This window comes from Curtobacterium sp. PhB25 (assembly GCF_004365375.1).
Taxonomy (GTDB): domain Bacteria; phylum Actinomycetota; class Actinomycetes; order Actinomycetales; family Microbacteriaceae; genus Curtobacterium.
Genome location: NZ_SODR01000007.1, coordinates 112,380 through 135,347, shown reverse-complemented (window position 1 = coordinate 135,347; position 22,968 = coordinate 112,380). Strand labels below are relative to the sequence as shown.

Here is a 22,968-nt window from a genome sequence, read left to right as displayed (position 1 = left end):
GCTACGACAGCTCGATGCGCGCGTCGAGCTCGAGCCGGTCGAGGAACGTCTCGTCGTGGCTGACCACGACGAGCGCGCCGCGGTAGGCCCGCAACGCGTCGACGAGCTGGTCGACACTCGTCAGGTCGAGGTCGTTCGTCGGCTCGTCGAGCACCAGCAACTGCGGCGGCGGGTCGGCCAGCACCAGGCTCGCCAACGCCACCCGGAACCGCTCCCCGCCGGACAGCGCCCCGGCGAGCCGGTCGACGGTGTCGCCGCGCACCAGGAACTTCGCGAGGCGGTTCCGGACCTCGGCGACGGCGACGTGCGGGGCGTCCCGTCGCACGTTGTCGAGCACCGTGGCGGTGTCGTCGAGGGTGTCCTTCCGCTGCGGCAGGTACGCGATCCGCTCGACGTGGGCGACGGCTCCGGTGTCGGGGAGCGGGTGCTCCCGCGCCTCCGGCGAACCGACGAGCTGTTCGAGCAGGGTGGACTTGCCGACGCCGTTGTCCCCGGTGACGGCGATCCGCTCCGGCCCCTGCACGATGACGTCCCGCCCGCGAACCGTGACGGTCGCGATCTGTCGTGACGCCGGGACGTCCGGGTCGGGCAGGGTCACGTGGATGGACTCGTCGTCGCGCAGCCGGAGTTCGGCTTCGCGCTTGGTGGCGAGTGCGGCGGCCTCGTCGTCCGCGTACCCGACGCGCAGTCGGCCGGCGGTCTCCTGCGCCTTCTTCCGCTGCTCGTTCGCCAGGATCTTCGGCATCGATCGGCCCGCCTTCTCACCGGCCTTGGCACGCCGGGCGAGCTTCGTCTCGGCCTCGATGCGCTGCCGCTTCTCGGTGCGGTGTCGCTGTTCGGCGACCCGGACCTCCCGTTCGACGGCCGCCTGCTGCACGGCCACGTGCTCCTCGAACGCACTGAACGTCCCGCCGAACACGGTCATCGCACCGGCGCGGAGCTCGCACGTCTCGTCGACGTGCTCGAGGAGCTCCCGGTCGTGACTGACCACCACGAGGGTGCCACGCCAGTCGTCGACCAGGTCGAGCAGGAGCCCTCGTGCCCGACGGTCCAGGTTGTTCGTCGGCTCGTCGAGGAACGCGATCGGACGACCGCGCAACCGCACCCCGGCGACGGCGACGAGCACGGACTGCCCGCCCGACAGCGTCGACACCGGGCGTTCCAGGTCGGCGCCGTCGAGTCCGACGCTCGCGATCGCGGCGGCGGCCCGTTCCTCGAGGTCCCAGTCGTCGCCGACCGCCTCGAAGTGCTCGGGCGACGCGTCACCGGACAGGACGGCCCGGAGCGCGGTGAGCGTCGACCGGATGCCGAGCAGGTCGGCGACGGCGTCGTCGGTCCCCGTTGCGAGGCGCTGCGGCAGGTGGTCGACGGGGCCGGACGTCGAGATGGTGCCCGACGTGGGGTGGAGCCGGCCGGTCGCGAGCCGGACCAGCGTGGACTTGCCGGCCCCGTTCCTCCCGACCAGGCCGGTCCGGCCACGCCCGAAGGCGGCGGTGAGGTGGTCGAGGGCGACGGTGCCGTCGGGCCAGGCGAAGGTGACGTCGTGCAGGACGACGGATGGACTGCTGGGCATGGGGATGCCTCCCGGTGTCGATGCTGGGCGCACGACACCGAACCCACCGCTGTGCGGTGGAGCGCCCGACGGGGGCGCGCGATCACGGTGTCAGCGCGTGGGCTGAGCAGAACCGGTGATCGACAGCAATCCGTCTTCTTCCGTCGGGGACCCCCGTGTCCGCCATCCGTGCCGCCGGTCGGTCTCCCGCCCCGGGGGCCTCGTGATGACGACGAGGTGTCTCCCACGGTAATCCCGGCCACGGGGACGCGCAAGGGATGACAGGCTGGGGGCATGCCGGAGAACCTGTTGCCGAACCCGTCGACGAACCCTGAGACCCTGCTGCCCGCCGAACCCGAGGTGACCGCGGCGCTCGCCGCCGACGCTCCCGTCGCCAGCGTGGTGGTGTCGCACCCGTCGTCGAGCCTGGCGTGGGCCCTGCTCGCCGACGAGGCCTGGGAGCATGGCGCGGCGCTCGAGTCGTACGCCTACGCCCGCGTCGGGTACCACCGCGGGCTCGACGCCCTGCGCAAGGCCGGGTGGCGCGGTGCCGGTCCGGTGCCGTGGGCGCACGAGCCGAACCGGGGCGTGCTCCGTGCGCTGTTCGCGCTGCGCCGTGCGGCCGAGGCGATCGACGAGCCCGGCGAGCCCGAGCGCCTGACCGACTTCCTGAACGCGAGCGACCCCGAGGCACTGCGCGCCCTGTCCGCCGACGCGTAGCGCGGCGCGGTCGCGGCGCGCGGCGTGCGGCGCGAAACGACGAAACCAGGTTCCGGAAGACCCGGACCCGCCCTACGCCAGCGCCACGCTCCAACTGAACGCCTGCGGCCAGAGCTGGTGCTCCGGCAGCACGTCGAGGCCGCACGCGCGGGAGCCGAGCCCGTGCTGTGCCGCGTCGAGGTACAGGTACAGGTGGTCCGACGTCGGCAGCTCGTACGGGTGTTCGGCGCGGTCGATCTGCTGCGCGGTCCACGGCGACAGGGTGAAGCCCGCACGGTGCGACCCCACGGTCGACACCGTGAACGGCCCGACGGACAACGAGCGCAGAGCAGGCCGGTGCCCGGTCTCCTGCGGCCGCGAGTACTCGACCCCGAGCGACCGCACCGGAGCGGTGAACCGGCCGACCCGGGCAGCGTGTGACGAGTCGGCGTACGACTCGAGCGGCCCGGTGCCGAACCACGTGGCCGTCTCGTCGGCCAACCCGGCCGGCAGGTCGAACCGCACCCCGATCCGCGGCCAGGTGACGTCCCACGCCCCGAACGGCACCGCGTCGGTCTGCAGCACGAGCCCGTCGGACGTCAGGGTCCAGCGGTGCGTGACCTCGAGGCCCCACCCGCTGTTCGCCGCCGCCACCCGCACCCGCTGTTCCAGGCCGGAGTCGGTCCGTGCCACTGACACCAGGCGGTGGGTCAGCCGGTCCAGTCCACGGTCCCGCCAGCGCGAGGCCGACGGGGGAGCGTCCGGGTCACCGACACCGTGCGTCAGCACCGGGTCCGCCGTCTCGTAGCCGCCCTGCGACGCCAGCCGGTCGTTGTCGGTCGGGGCGCGCCAGAGCTCCAGGCGGGGTCCTGCGACCTCGTGTCCCTTCCAGGACACCAGGTCGCCGCGGTCCGAGAACGTCCCGTCGCCGAGACGGTCGCCGTCCCACCCCTGCCGGGAGGCCCGTGGTGCGTCCGCCACACGGCTCGCGACGAGCCGCTGGGTGCGTGCGACGACGTGGCCGGTGTCCGCCCACGCGGTCGGGCCCGCCAGTTCGGCGGTCAGGTCGAGCCAGAGTTCGTCGCCGGGTGTGAGTTCGGCCGTGGCCGCGTCGAGCACCTCGGACGGCACCGGGACGGTCGCCGACTCGCGGGCGGCCACCACACCGGCGGCGAACCGACCGGAGGCCTCGACGACGCCGTTCCGCGACAGGGTCCAGCAGAACCGCAGCCCGGCGGTCGAGGCCGAGTGGTACCGGTTCTCGACCAGGATCGTGGTGTCCGACACCGCCAGGCGGATCGGGGCGACGACGGCCGCGAACTCGGCGAGCCCCGGGGTCGGGGAGTCGTCGGGCAGCACCAGGCCGTCCATCACGAAGTTGCCGTCGTGCACGACCTCGTGGAAGTCGCCGCCGTAGGCGTAGTAGTCCTGGCCGGACGCCGTCTGCGCCAGGAGCCCGTGGTCGCGCCACTCCCACACGAACCCGCCGTGCAGGCGCGGGTACCGGTCGACCAGGGCCTCGTACTCGGCGATCTGGCCGGGGCCGTTGCCCATGGCGTGCACGTACTCGCAGTGGATGAACGGCTTCGAGCGTTGCCGTGCGGCCTCGGCCGGGCCGCAGCCGAGCAGGGGCGTCGGGGTGCCGCCGCCGATGGACTCGGTCTCCTGCAGCGACGGGTACATCCGCGAGTACACGTCGGTGTACTCGCCCGTGTAGTCGCCCTCGTAGTGCACGGGGCGCTCGGCGTCGCGGTCGTGCACCCACTGCGACATCGCCGCCAGGTTCCGGCCGGTGCCGGACTCGTTGCCGAGCGACCACATCACGATGGACGGGTGGTTCTTGTCCCGCTCGACGGTCCGTGCGACGCGGTCGAGGTAGGCGTCCGCCCATGCCGGGTCGTCCGACGGGTTGCCGACCCAGCCGGTGAAGATGAACCCGTGGGTCTCGAGGTCGGTCTCGAGGATCACCCAGAAGCCGAGCTCGTCGGCGAGGTCCAGCACGCGGGGGTGCGGCGGGTAGTGCGAGGTGCGGATCGCGTTGACGTTGTTGCGCTTCATGAGCGCCATGTCCGCGCGGGCGTGCTCCTCGTCGAAGACGCGGCCGCGGACGGGGTGGGTCTCGTGCCGGTTCACGCCGTGGAACACCACGCGCTCGCCGTTCACCAGGAACCGGTCGCCCTCGATCGACACGGTGCGGAAGCCGAGCCGCAACGAGACGGTCTCGCCACCGGCGGCACCGCCGGCGTCCGTGCCGGTCGACACCGTCGCGTCGTAGAGCTTCGGCAGCTCCGCGCTCCACGGCTCGACGCCCTCGACCTCGATCGGCGCGACCTCGTCGGCCGTCGCCCACGTCACGTCGACGCCGAGGTCGGGCACCGCGAACCGCACCGGGAAGCCAGCGTCCAGCGTCGGGAACGTGATCGTCCCGCTGCCGGTCGCCGGGCGTCCGGACGCAGCGGTCCCGGCCGTCGCGGCGCTGCCGAGCGTCGGTGCCCACCCGGCGCGCACGAACACGTCGTCGATCGGCGCCGTCGGACGGGCGAGCAGCGTGACGTCGCGGAAGATCCCGGGCAGCCACCACTGGTCCTGGTCCTCCAGGTAGGAGGCCGCCGACCACTGGTGCACCCGCACGGCCAGGTCGTTCGACCCCGGACGGAGCAGCTGCGTGACGTCGAACTCGGTCGCCAGGCGGGACCCGGTCGACCAGCCCACGAGCGTGCCGTTCAACCACACCCGGAAGTGCGACTCGACACCGTCGAACCGCAGCAGCACCCGACCGGCCGCCGCGAACGACGACGGCAGCTCGAACGTGCGCCGGTGGTCACCGGTGGGGTTCTCGTCCGGCGGGTGCGGCGGGTCGATCGGGAACGGGTACTGCAGGTTCGTGTAGCTCGGCGACCCGTGCCCGTGCAGCACCCAGTGCGACGGCACCGGGAGCTCGCCCCACGCGGGGTCGTCCTCCACGGCGGCGTCGGTGGCGAACGCGTCGGACACCGATGCGACCGGCGACCACCGGAAGCGCCAGTCGCCGTTCAGTGACAGCGAGGGTGCGTCGGTGTGGAGCGCGGCCCGCGGAGGGAGCCGTGATGCCGAACCCGGCGAGGTCGAGTGGAGGTCGTCGAGTGCGGAGTTGGTCAACCCTTGACCGATCCTTCCGTGAGGCCCCCGCGCCAGAAGCGCTGCAGGACGATGATGGCGATGACGAGCGGGATGACCGAGACGAGCACCCCGCCGGTGGTGAGCTGGTAGAACTCCGGCAGGCGGTCGACCTGCGAGCGCCAGTTGTTCAACCCCAGTGTGATCGGGTACAGCTTCTGGTCTGCCAGCATGATGAGCGGCAGGAAGAAGTTGTTCCAGATGCCGACGACCTGGAACAGGAACACGGTCACCAGGGCCGGGGTCATCTGCCGGAGCACGACGGTGTGGAAGATCCGGAGCTCGCTGGCACCGTCGATGCGTGCTTGTTCGAGCAGCGTGGTGTCCACCGACGCCGCTGCGTACACCCGGCACAGGAACAGGCCGAACGGGGAGACGAGGCTCGGGATGAGCACGCTCCAGTACGTGTCGGTCAGGCCCAGCGTCGAGAACAGCAGGAACAGCGGCAGCGCCGTCGCGGTCCCGGGCACGAGCACGCCGCCGAGGATCGTGCCGAACACGAACTGCCGACCCTTGAAGTCGTACTTCGCCAGGGCGTACCCGCCGGCCGCGGCGAAGTAGGTCGCCAGGACCGCACCGACGCCGGAGTACAGGATGCTGTTCGCGATCCACCGGACGAAGATGCCGCCGTCGTAGGTGAACACCTGCTGCAGGTTGCTCCACAGTGCGAACTCGCCGCCGAACCAGAACCCGTTCGTCGAGAACAGCGCGCCGGTCGTCTTCGTCGCGGCGATGACCACCCAGTACAGCGGGACGAGGAAGTACAGCGCGACGATGACGAGGATGCCCGTCACGACGATCTGCGAGCGGGGAGACCGGTCGAGCTTGCGGCGCTGGTGCGCCGAGATCGACGTGGTGTCCACGGGGACGGCGGTCTTCGCCGTGGCCGGCGCTTCGATGGCTTCGCTGGTCATGCGTCCGCCCCCTTCGTTCCGTTCTGCAGACCGGACCTGGCCTGGAGGCCCGGTGCGGCTTGGGAAGTACCGGTGCTGCCCGCCGCAGCGCGCGTCTGGAGCGCGGTGCGGGCCTCCAGGCCGTCACGCTTGGCGCGCTTGCGCCGGTCGCGTTCGTCCTTCGGCGCGCGGTTCGTCAACGCGAGGAACGCGAACGACAGGATGAACGCGGCCAGCGCGATGATGACCGCCTGCGCACTCGCGACGCCGTACTCGTTGAACGCGAACGCGTTCGTGTACGCGGCGTAGTTCGGCGTGTACTCGGTGTCGATCGCCGGGGCGACCGTGGACAGGATCTGCGGCTCCGCGAAGAGCTGCAGCGTGCCGATGATCGAGAACACCGTGGTGAGCACCAGGGCCGGCGCGATGAGCGGGATCTGGATCCGCCACGCCACCTGGAAGGGTCCGGCGCCGTCCATCTTGGCGGCCTCGTAGACCTCGCCGGGGATCGACTTGAGCTGCGCCACGATGATGAGCATGTTGTAGCCCGTGTAGGTCCACGTGACGATGTTCGCGATCGACCACAGCACGCTGTTGGCGCCGAGGAAGTCCGGCTGCAGCCCCATCGACTGCAGCAGGGACACGATCGGCGACAGGCCGGGCACGTACAGGAACGACCACAGGATCGTCGCGATGACGCCGGGGACGCCGTACGGCATGAAGTAGATCGCGCGGAAGAAGCCCGGCCAGCGGGCGCTCGCCGACTCGAGCAGCAGCGCCAGGATCGTGCAGGCGATGATCATCACCGGGACCTGCACGATGCCGAAGAGCAGCATGCGGCCGATCGAGGCGACGAAGCCGGAGTCCTGCAGCGCGATCGCGTAGTTGTCGAAGCCGGCGAACTTGCCGACGACGCCGTCCTCGCCGAACAGGCCCTCGCGGTCGACGGTCGTGAACGACTGGAACAGGGCGCTGATGATCGGGATGATGAACGTCAGCAGGAACAGGGTCAGGAACGGCGCGAGCAGGATCCACGGAGCACGCTTCTGCGCACTCGTGGCCTTCGTGCTCGTGCGGAAGGCGGGTCGCGTGCTGGTCTGCTGGCTCATCGTGCCGTCCTGACGCTGAGGCCCTTGTCCTTGAAGGACTGGACGATCTCCCGCTGTGCGAGCTCCACGGCGTCACTGAGCTTCAGCCCCGAGGTGAGCTTGCGGCGGAACTGGTTCTGCAGGCTGGTGAACGCCGACTGGGTCACGGGGGACCACGACCAGTCGATGTTCTGCTCCTTCGAGGCCGGCACGAAGACGTCCTCGTTGTAGTTCTGGCCGGAGAACCACTTGGACGGCTGCTCACGCTGCTTGCCGATGTAGTCGACCGCGGGCGACCAGCCGATGCCGCAGTACTTGATCATCGCGTCGATGCCCTCCTTCGAGGTGGTCATCCAGGTGATGAACTCGAGCGCTTCCCTCGGGTGCTTCGCGTTCGCCAGGACCGCCGCCGTCGAACCGCCGATGGCGCTCGAGCCGAAGCCGTCGGCGCCCCACTTCTGCATCGGGGCGACCTTCCACTTGCCCTCGCCGCCCTGCACGGACTCGATCAGGGCGTCACCCCAGCTCGCGCTCGTGACCGCGGCGATCTTGCCGCTCGCGGCCGAGGCGTACCAGCCGGGGGAGTACGCACCGGCGCTGGTGTCGACGAGCTTGTCGTCGATGACCCCGTCGAAGAAGTCCGCGACCATCAGGGTCTTGTCGTCGGTCATGTCGACGACCCACTCGTCACCGTCGACCTTGAACCAGCGGGCGCCGGCCTGCTGCGCGTACGCGGCGAACGGTGACGCGTCCGAGACCGGGAACACCTCGAGGTAGTTCTGCTTGCCCGTCTTCCGGACCTTCTCGGCCAGGTCGCGCCACTCGTCCCACGTCGTCGGGGGCTCACCGCCGGCCTGCTCGAGCAGGGCGGTCTGGTAGTAGAAGCCCATGGGGCCGGTGTCCTGCGGGATGCCGTAGATGCCGTCGACGAAGGACACCTGCGCCCACGCCGCCTCGTCGTACTTCGACTCGAAGTCCTTCGCGCCGTAGCGGGCGAGGTCGACGAGACCGTTGGCGAGCATGAACTCGGGGATCTGCCGCAGCTCGACCTGACCGATGTCCGGACCGCCGCCGGCCGCCAGCGCGGAGTACATCTTCTGGTACCCCCCGCTGTTGCCACCGGGGATCCAGTTCGCCGACACCTGGATGTTCGGGTGCGTCTTGTTCCAGACGTCGCAGACCTTCTGCAGGTCCTTCAACCAGGCCCAGTAGGTGAGCTGGACGGTCTCGCCCGACGCGGCGGCCGGCACGAGGGCGGCCTTGTTCACGTTGGTGGAACCGGGGACCGCGCAGCCGGCGAGCAGCCCTGCCGCCGCCGTGCCGATGCCGAAGCCCAGGAGTTGTCGTCTGGAGATGGGTCGTGGTCGTGGCGTCATTGCCGCACTCCGGTTCGTCGTCGATTCGGGGTCCAGCTCAGCCAACCACAAAACCGAGCGTCGTTGCAGATTCGCGCCTGGGTGTTCGCTCCCGACTGTGGACGCCCGGTGGCGGCGAGGTGGAGTGTGGTCGCACGTGAGAGCGCCGGGGCTCATCGGCTCCGGCAACCGTCCGAGAGGAGCTGCCATGACGTCGACCAACGCGACGAGCGAACTGCACCGGATCCTGGGAGAGCGACTGGAGGGCGGCGGCACCTGGGCCTGGGCCTACGCCGACGTCTCCGGCAACGTCGAGGATCCCCGACGACAGGCGGCGCTCAAGCTCCGCGGTGTCGAGGAGGGGCTCCGGGCACAGGGTGCGTCCGACGAGGTCGTCGACGCCGTCGCCACCGAGTTCGAGCAGGAGCCCGGCGTCCCCTCGCCCGTCACCCGGTACGTGCTCGTGCACGACGGCGAGGTCGTGCTGAGCGAGGTCCTGCCCGGGCCGCTGCACGGATCGGAGTCCGTCGGCGTCGGAGCCGTGCCGGACCTGGTGCCGCTCGTCGCCCACCGTCCCGTCGACCTGCCGTTCCTGGTGGTCCACGCCGGCAAGGAGGGCGGGGCCTTCCGTGCCTACCGCCTCGGGCACGCCCCGGTCGCGGCCGACGCGTCCGAGCAGCAGGTGGCAGGCCGGAACGACACCCTGCACTACGCCAAGGCCGGCACCGGGTGGAAGCAGCCGCACTGGCAGCAGCACACCGAGGAGATCTGGAAGCAGAACTCCTCGGAGACCGCTGCCGCCGTGGACGAGGCCGTTCGGACGATCCGCCCCGGACTCGTCGTCGTCGCCGGTGACGTCACCGCCCGCGAGCTGCTGGTGAAGGCACTCTCGTCCGAGACCCGTGCACTCGTCTCGGTGTTCCCGGGCGACCCGCGAGCCGACGCCGGTTCGAAGCAGGCGTTCGTCGAGCACGTCGAGACCGCACTCGCCCGCGTCGTCGCCACCCGCCGTCACGACCTCGAGGACTCGCTCCGCACGCACGTCGGGCGTGGCGACAACCAGGTCGTCACCGGCCTCGGACCCGTCGTCGAGGCGCTGCAGCAGGCCCAGGGTGCGACCGTCGCCCTCGACGCCGTGGCCATCGGCGACCGGACGCTGCTCGCGCTCGCCGGGGCGCCGTGGGTCGCCACCGCACCGGAGCAGGCCGCGGGGACGCCGGTGATCGGGGCGGTGCCGGCGGTGTGCGCGCTCGTGCGGGCCGCGGTCCTGACCGACGCCGAGCTCGTGCTCGTCAACGCCGCGTCGCTGCCCGGTGGCGCTCCCGCCGCCGCGCTGCTCCGCTGGCCCGTCGGCCCGGTGGTCCCCGCCTAGCGAGCCGCGCGCGTACCTTATCGAAACGGGCGTACCTGGTCAGTTCTTTCGACCAAGTACGCCCGTTCCTACAGTGCATCGCGCGGTCAGTCGTGCGACCGGTCCGCACGCGGGACCAGCGGCAGGGCCAGCAGCGGCAGCACAGCCACGATGCCGAACGACGCCGCGAACCCGAGCGCCGTCACCAACGCGCCGATGCCCGGGCCGACGGCGCTCGCCGCGATGAACTGCCCGGTGTTCTGCGTGCCGAGGGCGCGACCGGACCAGAACGGCCCGGCCGCCTCGGCGACCGACGTGTAGGCCAGCCCGTTGTCCGCCACGGTGACGCTCGTCGCGATCACCAGGAACACGGCGCCGGCCGCCAGGTGCGTGACGTCGACGAGCGCGAGGAGCCCCATCACGACGGCGGCACTCACGACGACGATCCGCAGCGGTCCGACGCGTGAGCGGGCCCGGTCGCTCCACACCCCGACCAGGATCCGCCCGATCGCCCCGACGAACTGCGACGCCCCGACGAGCAGCCCTGCCGCGGCCGTCGACCAGCCCAGCCCGACGAGCCACACCAGCCCGTAGGTCGACAGGGTGAACTGCGGCACCACGAGCAGGATCGACACCGCGTGGATCCGCCACAGGAACCCGCTCGCCCGGTACGGGTTCGCCGTCGCGTCGGCCGGTGCCGTGTGCCGGGCCGGTCGTGGCGGGTTCTGGATGCCGACGGCGCAGAGCACCGCGAGCACGGCGCAGAGGACGATCGGCAGGACGAGGGCCGCGCGGATCCCGGACCCCTCGGCGAGCTGCGGCACGGTGACGGCCGCGAGCGTCACCCCGAGCGGCTGCGACATCTGCCGGATGCCCATCGCGAGCCCGCGCCGCTCCTTCGGGAACCACCCCACGACGACCCGGCCGCTCGCGGCGTTCGTCGACGCGCTCGTCATGCCGCCCAGCAGGAAGGCCAGCCCGAGCAGGACCGGGTCGCCCGCGGCGAGCCATGCCCCGACCACCGCGAGGGTCGTCAGCACGAGTCCGCCGGCGATCACGATCCGTTCGCCGATCCGGTCGGTGATGGCGCCCCAGGCGATGAGCGTCAGGACCATGCCGAACGTCGGCGCGGCGGCGAGGACGCCCGCCACGGTCAGGGACGTACCGTTCGCGTGCAGGTACGGGATGAGCAGAGCGGGAGCCGTCACCACCAGGGTCCCGGCGGCCTGCGCGGCGACCCCGAGCGCGAGCATCGTCCACGCTCGGCGGCCGATCGTGGTGGGCGTCGGGGGTGCGGCGGTCGCGGTCATCGTGGTGGCTCGCATCGTTTCATGTCGGAAGCAATTGGTATACCACAACGGTATACCATTCCGACGGTGTCCCCGCTAGAGTTGTTGGCCGTGACCGACACGACCGATGCAACCCCGGTGTCGCAGACGGCCCAGCTCTACGACAACCTGCGTGCCGCGATCCTGACGCTCGACATCGCGCCGGGTGAGCGCATCTCGGAGCGCGGTCTCGAAGCGCGGTTCCACGCCTCGCGGACCCCCGTCCGTGCCGCACTGTCGCGGCTCGAGCGCGAGGGCCTCATCCTGCACGAGGGGCGCTCGTGGACGGTCACCCCGATCGACCTCGACGAGATCGCCTCGCTCGCCGAACTCCGGGGCGTGCTCGAACCCGCCGCCACCCGACTCGCGGTCGAGCGGGCGAGCGCCGAACAGCTCGCCGAGGTCCGCGGGCACCTCGACGCCCTGCGCCCGACGCCCGACCAGCAAGCCGGCATCCGGATGGGCTCGACGTTCCACCTCGACCTGGCGGCGCTCGGTGGCAACCGGTTCATCACCGACGCGATCGCCGATGCCCTGACCCGTCTCGAGCGCACCCGGTGGATCGAGGTCCGCACGCCCGAGGCCCGCGACGCCGCGTGGGACGAGCACAGCGCCATCATCGACGCCGTGCGCGACGGCGACGCCGACCGTGCGGCCGGGCTCGTCGCAGCGCACGTCGCCGGGACGAACGACCGGTTGCTCGGCTGGATCGCACAGGAGCGCCGCCGACTGCGCGGCGCGGGCATGACGATCGTCGGGGCCACCGAGCGCTGACGCGAACCGCGTGACCTGACGGAACACGAACCGCGGGGCCCGGCGGGACGCGCGGCGCGTGACCCGGTCCGCCGTGACGCGAGCAGGGCACTGGACGCGACCATGCCGGAGACGCGACCCGACAGCAGCTGCCGGTCCGCGCCTCCTGGCCGTCGCCGGACGTGACCCGCTACGGGCGGTCCGCGCGCTCCTCCGTCGCGTCGAGCTGGTCGAACGTCGAACCGCCGCCGTCGGTGCGCTCGAGCAGCGCGTCGCGCACCTCGGCCTCGTCGTGGCTCGCGCGGTTCGCCAGCTTGCTTCCGGATCGTGTCGCCTGTGACATGTCGGTGTCCTTCCCCTGCGTGTGGGCATCGTGGTGTGCGCGGGCATCCTGCCCGCCGGTGCGCTTCCTCACGGGACGTACTGAGGTCGTGACAGTGTCGCGCGGTCGCTCCGGCCGCCGCAAGGGCTTTCGTCACATGTGGAGAAGTGCCGTCACGGACCGTGCCTAGGATGGTGCGGCCGCGCCGCCCCGGTGCGCACCAGCGGACGTCGGACGGGAGGCACGGCTTGGCTGCACCACGTACCGCACCTCCCACGGTCTACGACGTCGCCAGTGCCGCGAACGTCTCGATCGCGACCGTCTCGCGCGTGCTCCGCACGCCGGACGCCGTCCGCGAGGGCACCAGGGACCGCGTCCAGGCGGCGATCCGCAGCCTCGGCTACGTCCCCTCCGGCAACGCCCGAGCCCTCGCCGGCAAGCGCACCGGCGTCGTCGGACTGCTGCTGCCCGGGTTCGACGTGGTGCCCGACGAACGGCCGGACCTGGTCACCGACGGGGGTGTCCGCGTGGTCGACGACCGCCGCCACGTGACCCAGCCGTTCTCCTCGAACCTGTACTTCGACGAGGTCCTGCGCGGCGCCGAGACCGAGGCCTGGCAGCGCGGACTCGCGCTCATGGTCGCCGCCGGTCGGGGGTCCTCGCGCGACGTGATCGTCAACGACGTCGCCGGCCGGGTGGACGGCCTCGCCGTGCTCGCGCAGACCGTGCCGGACGACCTGCTCGAGCACGTCGCCCGTCGGATCCCGGTCGTGGTGCTCGCCGACGACCGGCGGTCGCACGGGTTCGACTCCGTGAGCGTGGACAACAGCGCCGGCATGCGGACGCTCGCATCGCACGTGATCGGGCGGCTCGGCATCCGGTCGCTCGCGTACGTCGCAGGCCCGATCGACTCGCCGGACGACATGGAGCGCTCGACGGGCTTCCGGTCGGCGTTGGCGGACCACGGGGTGCCGGCCTCGTCGGTCCGGGTGGTGCACGGCGACTTCGGCCGGGCGCGGGCGCGCGAGCTGGCGGCGACGCTGCTGGCGGACGAGGTGCCCCGGGCCATCGTGTGCTCGAACGACCAGTCGGCGCTCGGGGTGCTCGACGCCGCCACCGCCCGGGGCCTGCGCGTGCCCGAGGACGTCGTCGTCACCGGGTTCGACGGCATCGACGCCGGGCGCTTCTCGTCGCCGCGGCTCACCACCGTGCACCAGCCGATGGGGGAGCTCGGGCGTGCGGCGGTGCGGGCGATCGTCGACCGGCTGGACCACCGCGAGGGACCGCCGCGCGCCGTCCGCCTGCCGGTCGAGGTGCTGCTGCGCGAGAGCTGCCCGCCGGCGCTGTGACGAGCGGTGCGGCGAGCGGCGCGGCGCATGGCGCGGCGAACGGCGCGGCGAGGGGTGCGGCGGTGCGTCCGCACCGTGCGGCTTTGCTCATCCCGTGCGACGTTGACCGCCCGGTGCGGGCCTGTAACCGCGCACGGAGCGGGCAGCCTCGCACCCGGCGACGGAACGCGCACCGTGCGCAGCGACCCTCGCTCCGACCCTCGCTGCCGCCGCCCGCGCCTACGTACCACCCCGGCACGGAACCCCGGTGTTGCGCGACGCGATGTAAGCGCATACATTGACCCAGTACCGATTCGACACGGAGGTCGACCGAGCAATGACGCTTCCCCCACAGCGCACGCGCGGCAAGCGCGACCCCGGGACCCGCGCTCCCGGAACGCGCCCCGGCAGCACCCGACGACGCGGACGCCTCGTCGCGGCGATCGCCGGGCTCGCAGCCGTGGCCCTGATGGCCACCGGCTGCAGCATCCAGGTCCGGTCCGAACCCGATCCCACGATCGGCAAGGACACGATGCTCATCAACGCGGACCACGGCAACCCGCTGTTCGACCGCAACTTCAACCCGTACATCGCGAACGCCCGCACGGCCTCCAAGTGGATGTACGAGCCGCTCATCGAGATCAACCCCCTCGACGGCAAGGGCACCCCGTGGCTCGCCAGCAAGTGGAGCCAACCGGACGCCAGCACGATCGACATGACGATCCGCCAGGGCGTCGAGTGGTCCGACGGCTCGCCGTTCTCGGCGAAGGACGTCGTCTTCACGTTCGACCTGCTGAAGAAGTTCCCGGCGATGGACGTCAAGGGCGCCTGGCAGCACATCAAGAGCATCGAGGTGGACGGCGACCACGTCGTCTTCCACCTCAAGAGCGACGACGTGCCCAGCCTGAACATCATCGGCGCGACGTACATCCTCGGTGAGCAGCACTGGGGCGGCGTGAAGGACCCCACGACCTTCCGCGACCCGAACCCGGTCGGTACCGGTCCGTTCGTGCTCGGCAACTACACCGACCAGCAGTACTCGATGGACAAGAACCCGACGTACTGGCAGGCCGACAAGATCGCCATCAAGCACCTCATCCTGCCGGCGACGAACACGCAGCTCGACACCGTCACCCGCGGCTACGACTGGGCGTACTCGTTCATCTCGGACGTCAAGGGCACCTGGGGTGCCGCGTCGAAGACGAACCAGTGGTGGTTCCCGGCCGGTGGCGTGATCGGCCTCATCCCGAACCTGACGAAGGCCCCGTACAACGACGTCAACGTCCGCAAGGGCATCTCGCTCGCGCTGAACCGTGACGACATCGCCGAGACCGCGTCCGAGGGCAACCTGGCGGCAGCGGGCCAGACCGGCCTGATCCTGCCGAACCAGGAGAAGTACCTCAACCCGGACATCCCGGACAAGGGCATGATCACGCAGGACGTCGACGCTGCGAAGGCCGCGTTCGCGAAGTCCGGCTGGACCGAGCAGGGCGGGAAGATCATGAAGGACGGCAAGCAGCTGTCCATCACCATCATGACCGCGAACGGCTACTCGGACTGGCTCCGTGCCGCGCAGGAGGTCCGTCGCGACCTGACGGCCATCGGCGTGAAGGTGACGATCCAGGCACCGCAGCCCGCCGGCTACCAGCAGAACATCAACAACGGCACGTTCGACATGGCGATGGGCGGCATGGGCAACGGTGACGTCTACCAGGCGTTCAACTCCCTGCTCAGCAGCGACTTCTACCAGCCGGTCGGCAAGTCGACGGTCAACAACTACGAGCGCTACAAGAACGCCGACACCCAGAAGCTCCTCGACGAGTACAAGGCGACGACGGACACCGCGAAGCAGCAGGAGATCCTGAACCAGCTGCAGGAGATCGTGTACGACGAGCTGCCCGTCATCGGCATGTACTACGGCGGGCTCTGGGGGCTGTTCAACACCGGCAAGTTCGTCGGTTGGCCCAGCGCCGAGGACCCGTACATGGCCCCGCAGAACTACGACTCCGCACCGCTGCTCATCTTCTCGAAGCTCCGGCTCCGGGACAGCGCAGCCGGCCAGGAGATCCTGAAGCAGCAAGAGGACCAGAAGTGAAGTACATCCTCCAGAAACTCGTCCTCTTCGTCCTGACCCTCTGGGCCGCGGTCACGCTGAACTTCGTGCTCCCGCGCCTCATGCCGGGCAGCCCGTCGGACGCCGCGCTGGCGAAGCTCAGCCAGAACGGCCCCGTCACCGAAGCCACCAAGAAGGCCATCGAGGCCCAGCTCGGTGTCCCCACGGGCAACCTGTGGGACCAGTACGTCAACTACCTGCACCAGGTCGTCACGCTCGACTTCGGGGTGAGCTACACGTTCTACCCGCAGCCGGTCGGCGACCTGGTGTCGAAGGCCCTGCCGTACACGCTCATCCTGGTCGGCGTCGTGACGATCCTCGCGTTCGTCCTCGGCACCCTGATCGGCGTCGCGGCGGCGTGGAAGCGCGGCACCTGGCTGGACTCGCTCCCGACGCTGTCGGGATCGTTCATGTCGACGTTCCCGTACTTCTGGACCGCGCTGCTCCTGCTGTTCTTCCTCGGCTACGTCCTGCACTGGTTCCCGACGACGGGGGCCTACTCGGCGACCACCACCCCGGGGCTCAACGGAGCGTTCGCGGCCGATGCCCTGCAGCACGCGGTGCTGCCCGCGGTGACGATCCTGGTGACGAGCCTCGGCGGCTGGATCATCGGCATGCGCAACGCGATGATCAACACGCTCGGTGACGACTACGTGACCTTCGCCGAGGCGAACGGTCTGCGCGGCCGCACCGTGGCCGTCCGGTACGCGGCGCGGAACGCGATCCTGCCGAACCTGACCGGCTTCGGTCTGGCACTCGGTGGCGTGGTCGGCGGTTCGGTGCTGGTCGAGCAGGTCTTCGGCTACCCCGGCATCGGCTACCTGCTGTTCAACGCCGTCATCGGGCAGGACTACCCGCTGATGCAGGCCCTCTTCCTGATGATCACCGTGTCGGTGCTCATCGCCAACTTCATCGTGGACGTCATGTACGGCGTCCTGGACCCGAGGACGCGCCGATGACCAACAACGCCACTGTCGCTGTCCGGACCCAGGACACCGACGAACAACAGGCTCCTTCCAAGTGGAAGAGCATCGCCCGCCAGTTCGGCGTCGTCTGGTCGAACTCGAAGGCCCGGATCGGCATCATCATCCTCGCGGTGTTCGTGCTGGTCGCGATCTTCGCGCCGCTCCTGGCCCCGTACGGTGCCAGCCAGAACGGCTTCGCCCGGTCCGCCGACGCGACCGCCGACCACTGGATGGGCACCACCGCCGCCGGCGAGGACGTCCTGTCCCAGATCATCTACGGCGCACGGATCTCCGTGATGGTGGGCGCCGTCGCCGGCATCCTGTCGACGCTCGTCGCCGTGGCGATCGGCCTCAGCTGGGGCTACGTCCGCGGGTGGATCGGCGAGGTCATCGGCTTCATCGTGAACCTGTTCCTGGTCATCCCGGGCCTGCCCCTGATGATCGTCATCGCGGCGTACCTGCAGAACGGCGGCATCGCGGTCATCATCGCGGTGATCGTCGTCACCGGCTGGGCCTGGGGCGCTCGCGTCCTGCGCAGCCAGACGCAGTCCCTTCGCGGTCGCGACTTCGTGACGGCGGCGCAGTTCTCCGGCGACGGTGCGACCCGCATCGTGTTCCGCGAGATCCTGCCGAACATGACCTCGCTCATCGTCGGCTCCTTCTTCGGAGCGGCCACGAGCGCGATCCTGGCCGAGGCGGGCCTCGAGTTCCTCGGGCTCGGCGACTCGTCGATCGTCAGCTGGGGCACGATCCTCTACTGGGCGCAGAACTCCAACGCGCTGCTCACCGGCCAGTGGATCCTGCTCTTCGCCCCCGGCCTCTGCATCGCGCTGCTCGCGATGAGCCTCACCCTGATCAACTTCGGCGTCGACGCCGTGTCCAACCCGCGGCTGCGCGAAGGCGCGCGCCCGAAGCGCAAGGAGGCGACCGCATGAGCGGCTCGCGTACGACGCAACCAGCAGACGGCCTGGAGGCGCGGGACGGCGCCGCCACGGGCCTCCCGTCCGACGGTGGTGACGCCCAGGGCGTCCTGCTGGACGTCCGCGACCTGTCGGTCGTGTACGAATCGGCCGGCCAGACGGCCGTCCAGGCGGTCGACCACGTGTCGTTCAGCTTGCGGAAGGGGGAGTTCGTCGGCCTCGTCGGCGAGTCCGGTTCGGGCAAGTCGACGCTCGGCTACGCGCTGACGCGCCTGCAGAAGCCGCCGGCGCGGACGAACGGCGGCAGCATCGTCTTCAACGGTCACGACATCCGTGACCTCGACGAGGAAGCGCTCCGGCAGCAGCGCCAGGGCGGCTTCGCGATGGTGCTGCAGTCCGGCATGAACGCGCTCAACCCGGTGCGCACCGTCCGGAACCACTTCATCGACATCTTCAAGGCGCACGGCCACGTGTCGCGCGACCGGTGGGACGCCCGGATGAAGGAGCTCATCGAGAAGGTGAAGCTGCCGACGTCGATGCTCGCCCGGTTCCCCGGGGAGCTCTCCGGCGGCATGCGGCAGCGTGTCTCGATCGCCCTGGCCCTGTCGCTCGAACCGCAGCTCATGGTGTTCGACGAACCGACCACGGCACTCGACGTGCTCGTGCAGCACGCCGTCATGGACACGATCATCGAGCTGCAGCAGGCCGAGGGCTTCACGGCGATCCTGATCAGCCACGACCTCGGCATCGTGCTCGAGGCCACCGAGCGCGTGCTCGTCATGCACGAGGGCCGCATCGTCGAGGACGGCGGCTCGAAGGAGCTCCTGCGCAACCCGCAGGACGAGTACACGCAGATGCTGCTGTCGCACTACGCCGACCCGCGGGCCGAGATCGTGTCCCTGCCCGGGTTCCCGGACCGGTCGCAGCGTGCGACGTCCGGCGAGAAGCGGCAGGAGGCCACGTCGTCGTTCAGCACCGTCGGGTCGCGTGAGCGCTCGGCGGCGAAGAACCCGATCGTCGTCTCGAACATCGTGAAGACCTACCCGGCGCCGCGCCGCGGCGAGCAGCCCGTGCAGGCGGTGCGCGACGTGTCGTTCACCCTCGAGCCGGGGCAGTCGCTCGCCCTGGTCGGCCAGTCCGGTTCGGGCAAGTCGACCATCGCGAAGCTCCTGACCGGGGTCGAGAAGCCGACGACCGGCACCGTCCGGTTCGGCGACCTCGACGTCGCACGCCTGGGCAAGCGAGGCCTGCGGGACCTCCGCTCCGAGGTGCAGATGGTGTTCCAGGACCCGTACGCGGCGCTCAACCCGCTGCACACCGTGGAGTACACGCTGTCCCGCCCGATCGCGAACTACACGGACCTGACGGGGCAGGACGCCCGTCGCCGCGTGCTCGAGCTCCTCGAGACCGTGGGCCTGACCCCGGTCGAGCAGTTCGCGCAGAAGCTCCCGCACCAGCTCTCCGGTGGGCAGCGGCAGCGCGTCGTCATCGCCCGGGCACTCGCGTCCGACCCGCAGGTGATCATCGCCGACGAGCCGGTCTCGATGCTCGACGTGACGTTGCGCGCCGGCGTGCTCGCCCTGCTCGAGGACCTGCGCGAGCAGTGGGGCGTCTCGCTCCTCTACATCACGCACGACCTGCTCAGCGCGCGGCTCATCACCGACGACATCATGGTGCTCCACGAGGGTGCCGTGGTCGAGCGGGGACGGACGGCCGAGGTTCTGCAGAACCCGCAGGACCCTTACACGATCGCCCTGCTCGACGCCGTGCCGAACCCCCGCCGCGCCCTCGCGGAGGGCCGGCTGTGACCACGCTGCACGACTTCCCGGCGGTGCCGGCGTTCGGCCACCTGCCGACGCCGGACGGGGTCGACGTCGTCGGGATCGACCTGCCGATCGGCCGCCTTACGGCGTACCGGATCGTGCCGTCCGGGGTGTCGAAGGGCGTCGTGCTCATCATCCCGGGGTACACCGGCTCGAAGGAGGACTGGCGCACGTTCCTGCCACTCCTCCGCGACGCCGGGTGGTCGGCGGTGGCGATCAGCCGCCGTGGACAGGCCGACTCGGTCTCGCCCGACGACCGCACGGCGTACACGCTCGAGCAGGAGGCCGCCGACGTCGTCCGCGTCGCCGGACTGCTCGACGACGGCGCTCCGGTCCACCTCATCGGCCACTCGCTCGGCGGTGTGATCGTCCGCGCCGCAGCGATCGCGTCGCCGACGTCGTTCCGCGACGTGACGATGTTCTGCTCCGGCCCGCACGGCTGGTCGTACCGCAAGGCCGCCGAGAAGACGATCGTCGCCGACACGTGCTCCAACCGTGCGCTGTTCGACGCGCAGAACCCGCTCTGGGCGGGCCGACCCGACGCCGAGCTCCCCGACGACGCCCGGATGGTCCGCGAGCGCTTCGACCACACGAGCGTCCTCAGCGTGCTCGGCGGCGCGGCCATCCTCGAGGACCGCGCCGACACCACCGAGGAACTCCGCGCGACCGGACTGCCGGTCCTCGTCGCGCACGGCGTCTGGGACGGCGCCTGGCCGATCCCGTGGCAGGCGGACATGGCCTCGCGTCTCGGTGCGTCGTACGAGGTGATCGCCGAGAGCTACCACGGCCCCCAGATCGAGAACCCGCTCGGCACGGTCGCCGTCTTCGATGCGTTCATGAACGCCCACTGAAAGGACCCCGTCATCAGCACGCTCGACTTCCCGAAGGGCTTCCTCTGGGGTGCCGCCACCGCCGCGCACCAGATCGAGGGCAACAACGTCAACTCGAACTGGTGGGTGCACGAGCACGAGCCGGACACCACCATCGTCGAGCCGTCCGGCGACGCCGCGGACAGCTACCACCGCTACCGCGAGGACATCCGGATCGCCGCCGAGCTCGGCCTGAACTCGTACCGGTTCAGCATCGAGTGGGCGCGCATCGAGCCGGAACGCGGGTTCGTCAGCCGCGCCGAGATCGACCACTACCGCCGCATGGTCGACGCCTGCCACGAGTTCGGCATCGAGCCGATCGTCACGCTCATGCACTTCACGGTGCCCCGCTGGTTCGAACGCGACGGCTTCTGGCGCGCACCCGACGCGGCCGACCTGTTCGCCCGCTACACCGAAGCCGCGCTGCCCGTGGTGTCCGATGGTGTCCGGTACGTCTGCACGATCAACGAGCCGAACATCGCCGCGATGCTCGCCGGCGGCGAGGACGCGTCGAACCTGGTGGCGTACGGCCTGCCGAACCCGGACCTGGGCGTCGCCGACGCCCTGCTCGAGTCCCACAAGCGTTCGCGGGAGGTGCTCTCCCAGGTGGATGGCATCCAGAGCGGCTGGACCGTCGCGACGCAGGCGTTCAAGTCCAACGGTGAGCTCGGCGCGGACGCGATGCTCCGCGAGTACGGGTACCCGCGCGACGACTGGTACCTCGAGAACGCCGCCGGCGACGACTTCCTCGGCGTGCAGGCGTACACCCGGACGTTCATCGGCGCTTCCGGTCCGTTGCCCGTGGCGGACGACGTCGAGACGACCCTGACCGGCTGGGAGTTCTACCCGGAGGCCTCGGCCGACGGGCTGCGCAGCGCGTGGGAGCTGTCCGGCGGTGTCCCGCTGATGATCACCGAGAACGGCATCGCCACCGCCGACGACACCCGTCGCCAGGCCTACACGCAGGGCGCGCTCGAGGGCATCCACCGCTGCATCGACGACGGCATCGAGGTCCTCGGCTACCAGCACTGGTCGCTCCTGGACAACTACGAGTGGGCGTCCGGCTTCCGTCCGACCTTCGGCCTGGTGTCGTGGGACCCGGAGACGTTCGAGCGCACGCCGAAGCCGTCCGCGCACTGGTACGGGAAGGTCGCCCAGGCGAACGCCATCGAGACGGCGGAGTAGCCCGCCGGCTCGATCAGCTCCCCGAGTAGTAGTGCGCCAACTGCTCCGCGACCGCTCGGTCGCGGAGCAGTTCTGCGCGAGCGGTGGCGGTCGAGCCCTCGTCGTCCTCGGCGTTCACGTCGACGTCCAGGGCGAGCACGGACCGCACCGTGTCCAGGTCACCGGAGTCGACCGCGGCGATCAGCAGGGACGCGCCCCGTGAGCCGAGCGCCCTGGTGTCCGCACCCGCGGCGGCGAGCGACCGCACGATCGCACCGTGGCCACCCCACGCGGCGCGGACGATCGGGGTGTTGCCGTCGGTGTCCCGGGCCTCCAGGTCGGCGCCCGCAGCCACGAGCACGTCGATCGCCCGACGTGCATCGCGGTCGATCGCCAGCGTCAGCGGCGTCCGCCCCTCGGTGTCGGTGAGCTGCAGCGACGCGCCGCGACGCAGGAGCTCCTCGAGCATCTCGGGCCGGTCGAACCACGCGGCGGCGTGCAGCGGGGCGAAGCCCCAGCGCGGGTCGACGTCGTCGACGTCACTCGCGTCGTCGGCCAGGTGCAGTCCGCCCAGGTCGCCGTACGCGGCGGCACGCACCACCTCGGTGGCGTACTCGACCCAGCCGTCCGGCACCGGACCGTGCCAGCCGCGCGCTGGCCGTGCGTCGAGCTCCGTGTAGACGGACTCGGGCACGCTGCGGATCGCGACCCGGACGCCCCGGAAGCGGATCGCCACCTCGCCGACGGGGGAGACGAGCAGGCGGAGCTCCCACTGGTCGAGCTCGTGCAGGTACTCGAGCTCACCGCGCACGACGTGGGCGTCCCCGGCGAGCAGTGCTGCGGGGTCGGTGTGGGGTGGGTCCACCACGGCGTCGCGGAGTCGGAGCGTGACCCTGGCGTGGTTCCACCGGCGCCACAGGCCGTCGGGGGTGTCGAGCACCTCGTCGTTGCGGACGATGACCTCGGTGTGCACGACGACCGGGTCGGGGACACCGTGCCCGGGCAGGTCGACCGTCGTCGCGGTGTCGTCGTCGTCCTCGTCGTCCGGGTGCGCGAGGTCCGGGTGCGCGAGATCCGGGTGCTCGACGTCCCATCGTGCGATGCGGGAGTCCGTCCACTTGACGGTCAGGAGTGCGGCGACGGCCGGGGGAGCGTCCTCGAGCACGCGGGCGACGTGTTCCCGCTGCCCGTCGAAGTCCTCGAGGGAGACGTAGCCCACGGACGGCCAGTTCACTCGACTCCATCGCACGGCCCGACACTAGTTGACGCCACTTCCGAACTCGGCGTCA

Annotated in this window: 18 protein-coding genes; 10 read left to right on the top strand and 8 right to left on the bottom strand. The window is 70.7% G+C overall.

Annotated elements, in window-relative coordinates; genetic code table 11:
- Position 1: 1 nt before the first annotated feature.
- Entirely contained in the window at positions 2-1,573 is a 1,572-nt protein-coding gene (locus tag EDF51_RS14425) for an ABC-F family ATP-binding cassette domain-containing protein (RefSeq protein ID WP_131881277.1), read from the bottom strand.
- A 273-nt stretch (positions 1,574-1,846) separates the two neighbouring features.
- On the opposite strand from EDF51_RS14425, the gene EDF51_RS14420 reads away from it, so the two are divergent.
- The gene (locus EDF51_RS14420) at positions 1,847-2,272 is read left to right on the top strand and encodes a DUF3151 domain-containing protein (RefSeq protein ID WP_134195421.1); all 426 of its coding nucleotides are present in this window, start codon (positions 1,847-1,849) and stop codon (positions 2,270-2,272) included.
- A gap of 72 nt (positions 2,273-2,344) precedes the next feature.
- Here the strand turns inward: EDF51_RS14420 and EDF51_RS14415 are convergent, their stop codons facing one another.
- From EDF51_RS14415 to EDF51_RS14400, 4 genes are read right to left on the bottom strand one after another with little or no spacing between them, the layout of a single operon-like run.
- Positions 2,345-5,389 carry a glycoside hydrolase family 2 TIM barrel-domain containing protein gene (locus EDF51_RS14415; RefSeq protein WP_131881273.1) on the bottom strand — a complete coding sequence of 1,015 codons (3,045 nt, stop codon included), beginning with the start codon at positions 5,387-5,389 and terminating at the stop codon, positions 2,345-2,347.
- The gene (locus EDF51_RS14410; protein WP_111085425.1) at positions 5,386-6,321 is read right to left on the bottom strand and encodes a carbohydrate ABC transporter permease; all 936 of its coding nucleotides are present in this window, start codon (positions 6,319-6,321) and stop codon (positions 5,386-5,388) included. Before EDF51_RS14410 ends, EDF51_RS14415 begins: the two co-directional genes overlap by 4 nt.
- Entirely contained in the window at positions 6,318-7,409 is a 1,092-nt protein-coding gene (locus EDF51_RS14405) for a sugar ABC transporter permease (RefSeq protein WP_134195419.1), read from the bottom strand. The genes EDF51_RS14410 and EDF51_RS14405 overlap by 4 nt, the downstream gene beginning before the upstream one ends.
- Entirely contained in the window at positions 7,406-8,764 is a 1,359-nt protein-coding gene (locus EDF51_RS14400) for a sugar ABC transporter substrate-binding protein (RefSeq protein ID WP_123340015.1), read from the bottom strand. The genes EDF51_RS14405 and EDF51_RS14400 overlap by 4 nt, the downstream gene beginning before the upstream one ends.
- 187 nt (positions 8,765-8,951) lie before the next feature.
- Here EDF51_RS14400 and EDF51_RS14395 point away from each other — a divergent pair, with 187 nt between their 5' ends.
- Positions 8,952-10,115, top strand: a complete 1,164-nt coding sequence (locus tag EDF51_RS14395; RefSeq protein WP_123293507.1) for a hypothetical protein — start codon at positions 8,952-8,954, stop codon at positions 10,113-10,115.
- Positions 10,116-10,201: 86 nt separating this feature from the next.
- On the opposite strand, the gene EDF51_RS14390 is transcribed toward EDF51_RS14395, so the two are convergent.
- Complete coding sequence (locus EDF51_RS14390; protein ID WP_134195418.1) at positions 10,202-11,404, bottom strand: MFS transporter; 1,203 nt, start codon at positions 11,402-11,404, stop codon at positions 10,202-10,204.
- Positions 11,405-11,494: 90 nt separating this feature from the next.
- On the opposite strand from EDF51_RS14390, the gene EDF51_RS14385 reads away from it, so the two are divergent.
- Positions 11,495-12,196: a GntR family transcriptional regulator gene (locus EDF51_RS14385; RefSeq protein WP_235035805.1), complete on the top strand. Its 702-nt coding sequence runs from the start codon at positions 11,495-11,497 to the stop codon at positions 12,194-12,196.
- 169 nt (positions 12,197-12,365) lie between these two features.
- Here the strand turns inward: EDF51_RS14385 and EDF51_RS19980 are convergent, their stop codons facing one another.
- Complete coding sequence (locus EDF51_RS19980) at positions 12,366-12,518, bottom strand: hypothetical protein (protein ID WP_159570996.1); 153 nt, start codon at positions 12,516-12,518, stop codon at positions 12,366-12,368.
- Between the two features lie 227 nt (positions 12,519-12,745).
- On the opposite strand from EDF51_RS19980, the gene EDF51_RS14380 reads away from it, so the two are divergent.
- From EDF51_RS14380 to EDF51_RS14350, 7 genes are all read left to right on the top strand, one after another.
- Positions 12,746-13,846 (top strand): LacI family DNA-binding transcriptional regulator, encoded by a 1,101-nt coding sequence (locus EDF51_RS14380; protein ID WP_228505604.1) that lies wholly within the window; start codon positions 12,746-12,748, stop codon positions 13,844-13,846.
- Positions 13,847-14,162: 316 nt separating this feature from the next.
- Positions 14,163-15,920 (top strand): ABC transporter substrate-binding protein, encoded by a 1,758-nt coding sequence (locus EDF51_RS14375; RefSeq protein WP_228505606.1) that lies wholly within the window; start codon positions 14,163-14,165, stop codon positions 15,918-15,920.
- Positions 15,917-16,897: an ABC transporter permease gene (locus tag EDF51_RS14370; protein WP_111085432.1), complete on the top strand. Its 981-nt coding sequence runs from the start codon at positions 15,917-15,919 to the stop codon at positions 16,895-16,897. Before EDF51_RS14375 ends, EDF51_RS14370 begins: the two co-directional genes overlap by 4 nt.
- Positions 16,894-17,838, top strand: a complete 945-nt coding sequence (locus tag EDF51_RS14365; RefSeq protein WP_123293511.1) for an ABC transporter permease — start codon at positions 16,894-16,896, stop codon at positions 17,836-17,838. The genes EDF51_RS14370 and EDF51_RS14365 overlap by 4 nt, the downstream gene beginning before the upstream one ends.
- Positions 17,835-19,631 (top strand): ABC transporter ATP-binding protein, encoded by a 1,797-nt coding sequence (locus EDF51_RS14360; protein ID WP_134195416.1) that lies wholly within the window; start codon positions 17,835-17,837, stop codon positions 19,629-19,631. Before EDF51_RS14365 ends, EDF51_RS14360 begins: the two co-directional genes overlap by 4 nt.
- A complete protein-coding gene (locus EDF51_RS14355) occupies positions 19,628-20,497 on the top strand; it encodes an alpha/beta fold hydrolase (protein ID WP_134195415.1) in 870 nt (289 codons plus the stop codon). Before EDF51_RS14360 ends, EDF51_RS14355 begins: the two co-directional genes overlap by 4 nt.
- Positions 20,498-20,509: 12 nt before the next feature.
- Positions 20,510-21,700 (top strand): family 1 glycosylhydrolase, encoded by a 1,191-nt coding sequence (locus tag EDF51_RS14350; RefSeq protein ID WP_131881262.1) that lies wholly within the window; start codon positions 20,510-20,512, stop codon positions 21,698-21,700.
- 13 nt (positions 21,701-21,713) lie between these two features.
- On the opposite strand, the gene EDF51_RS14345 is transcribed toward EDF51_RS14350, so the two are convergent.
- Positions 21,714-22,928, bottom strand: coding sequence for an ankyrin repeat domain-containing protein (locus EDF51_RS14345; protein ID WP_131881261.1), 1,215 nt, complete (start codon positions 22,926-22,928; stop codon positions 21,714-21,716).
- Positions 22,929-22,968: the final 40 nt, after the last annotated feature.

Bases quoted from the DNA above. Each gene is read 5' to 3' on its own strand.
- EDF51_RS14425 (WP_131881277.1), bottom strand. From the start codon at position 1,573: ATGCCCAGCAGTCCATCCGTCGTCCTGCACGACGTCACCTTCGCCTGG.
- EDF51_RS14420 (WP_134195421.1), top strand. From the start codon at position 1,847: ATGCCGGAGAACCTGTTGCCGAACCCGTCGACGAACCCTGAGACCCTG.
- EDF51_RS14410 (WP_111085425.1), bottom strand. From the start codon at position 6,321: ATGACCAGCGAAGCCATCGAAGCGCCGGCCACGGCGAAGACCGCCGTC.
- EDF51_RS14405 (WP_134195419.1), bottom strand. From the start codon at position 7,409: ATGAGCCAGCAGACCAGCACGCGACCCGCCTTCCGCACGAGCACGAAG.
- EDF51_RS14400 (WP_123340015.1), bottom strand. From the start codon at position 8,764: ATGACGCCACGACCACGACCCATCTCCAGACGACAACTCCTGGGCTTC.
- EDF51_RS14395 (WP_123293507.1), top strand. From the start codon at position 8,952: ATGACGTCGACCAACGCGACGAGCGAACTGCACCGGATCCTGGGAGAG.
- EDF51_RS14390 (WP_134195418.1), bottom strand. From the start codon at position 11,404: ATGACCGCGACCGCCGCACCCCCGACGCCCACCACGATCGGCCGCCGA.
- EDF51_RS19980 (WP_159570996.1), bottom strand. From the start codon at position 12,518: ATGTCACAGGCGACACGATCCGGAAGCAAGCTGGCGAACCGCGCGAGC.
- EDF51_RS14375 (WP_228505606.1), top strand. From the start codon at position 14,163: ATGACGCTTCCCCCACAGCGCACGCGCGGCAAGCGCGACCCCGGGACC.
- EDF51_RS14365 (WP_123293511.1), top strand. From the start codon at position 16,894: ATGACCAACAACGCCACTGTCGCTGTCCGGACCCAGGACACCGACGAA.
- EDF51_RS14360 (WP_134195416.1), top strand. From the start codon at position 17,835: ATGAGCGGCTCGCGTACGACGCAACCAGCAGACGGCCTGGAGGCGCGG.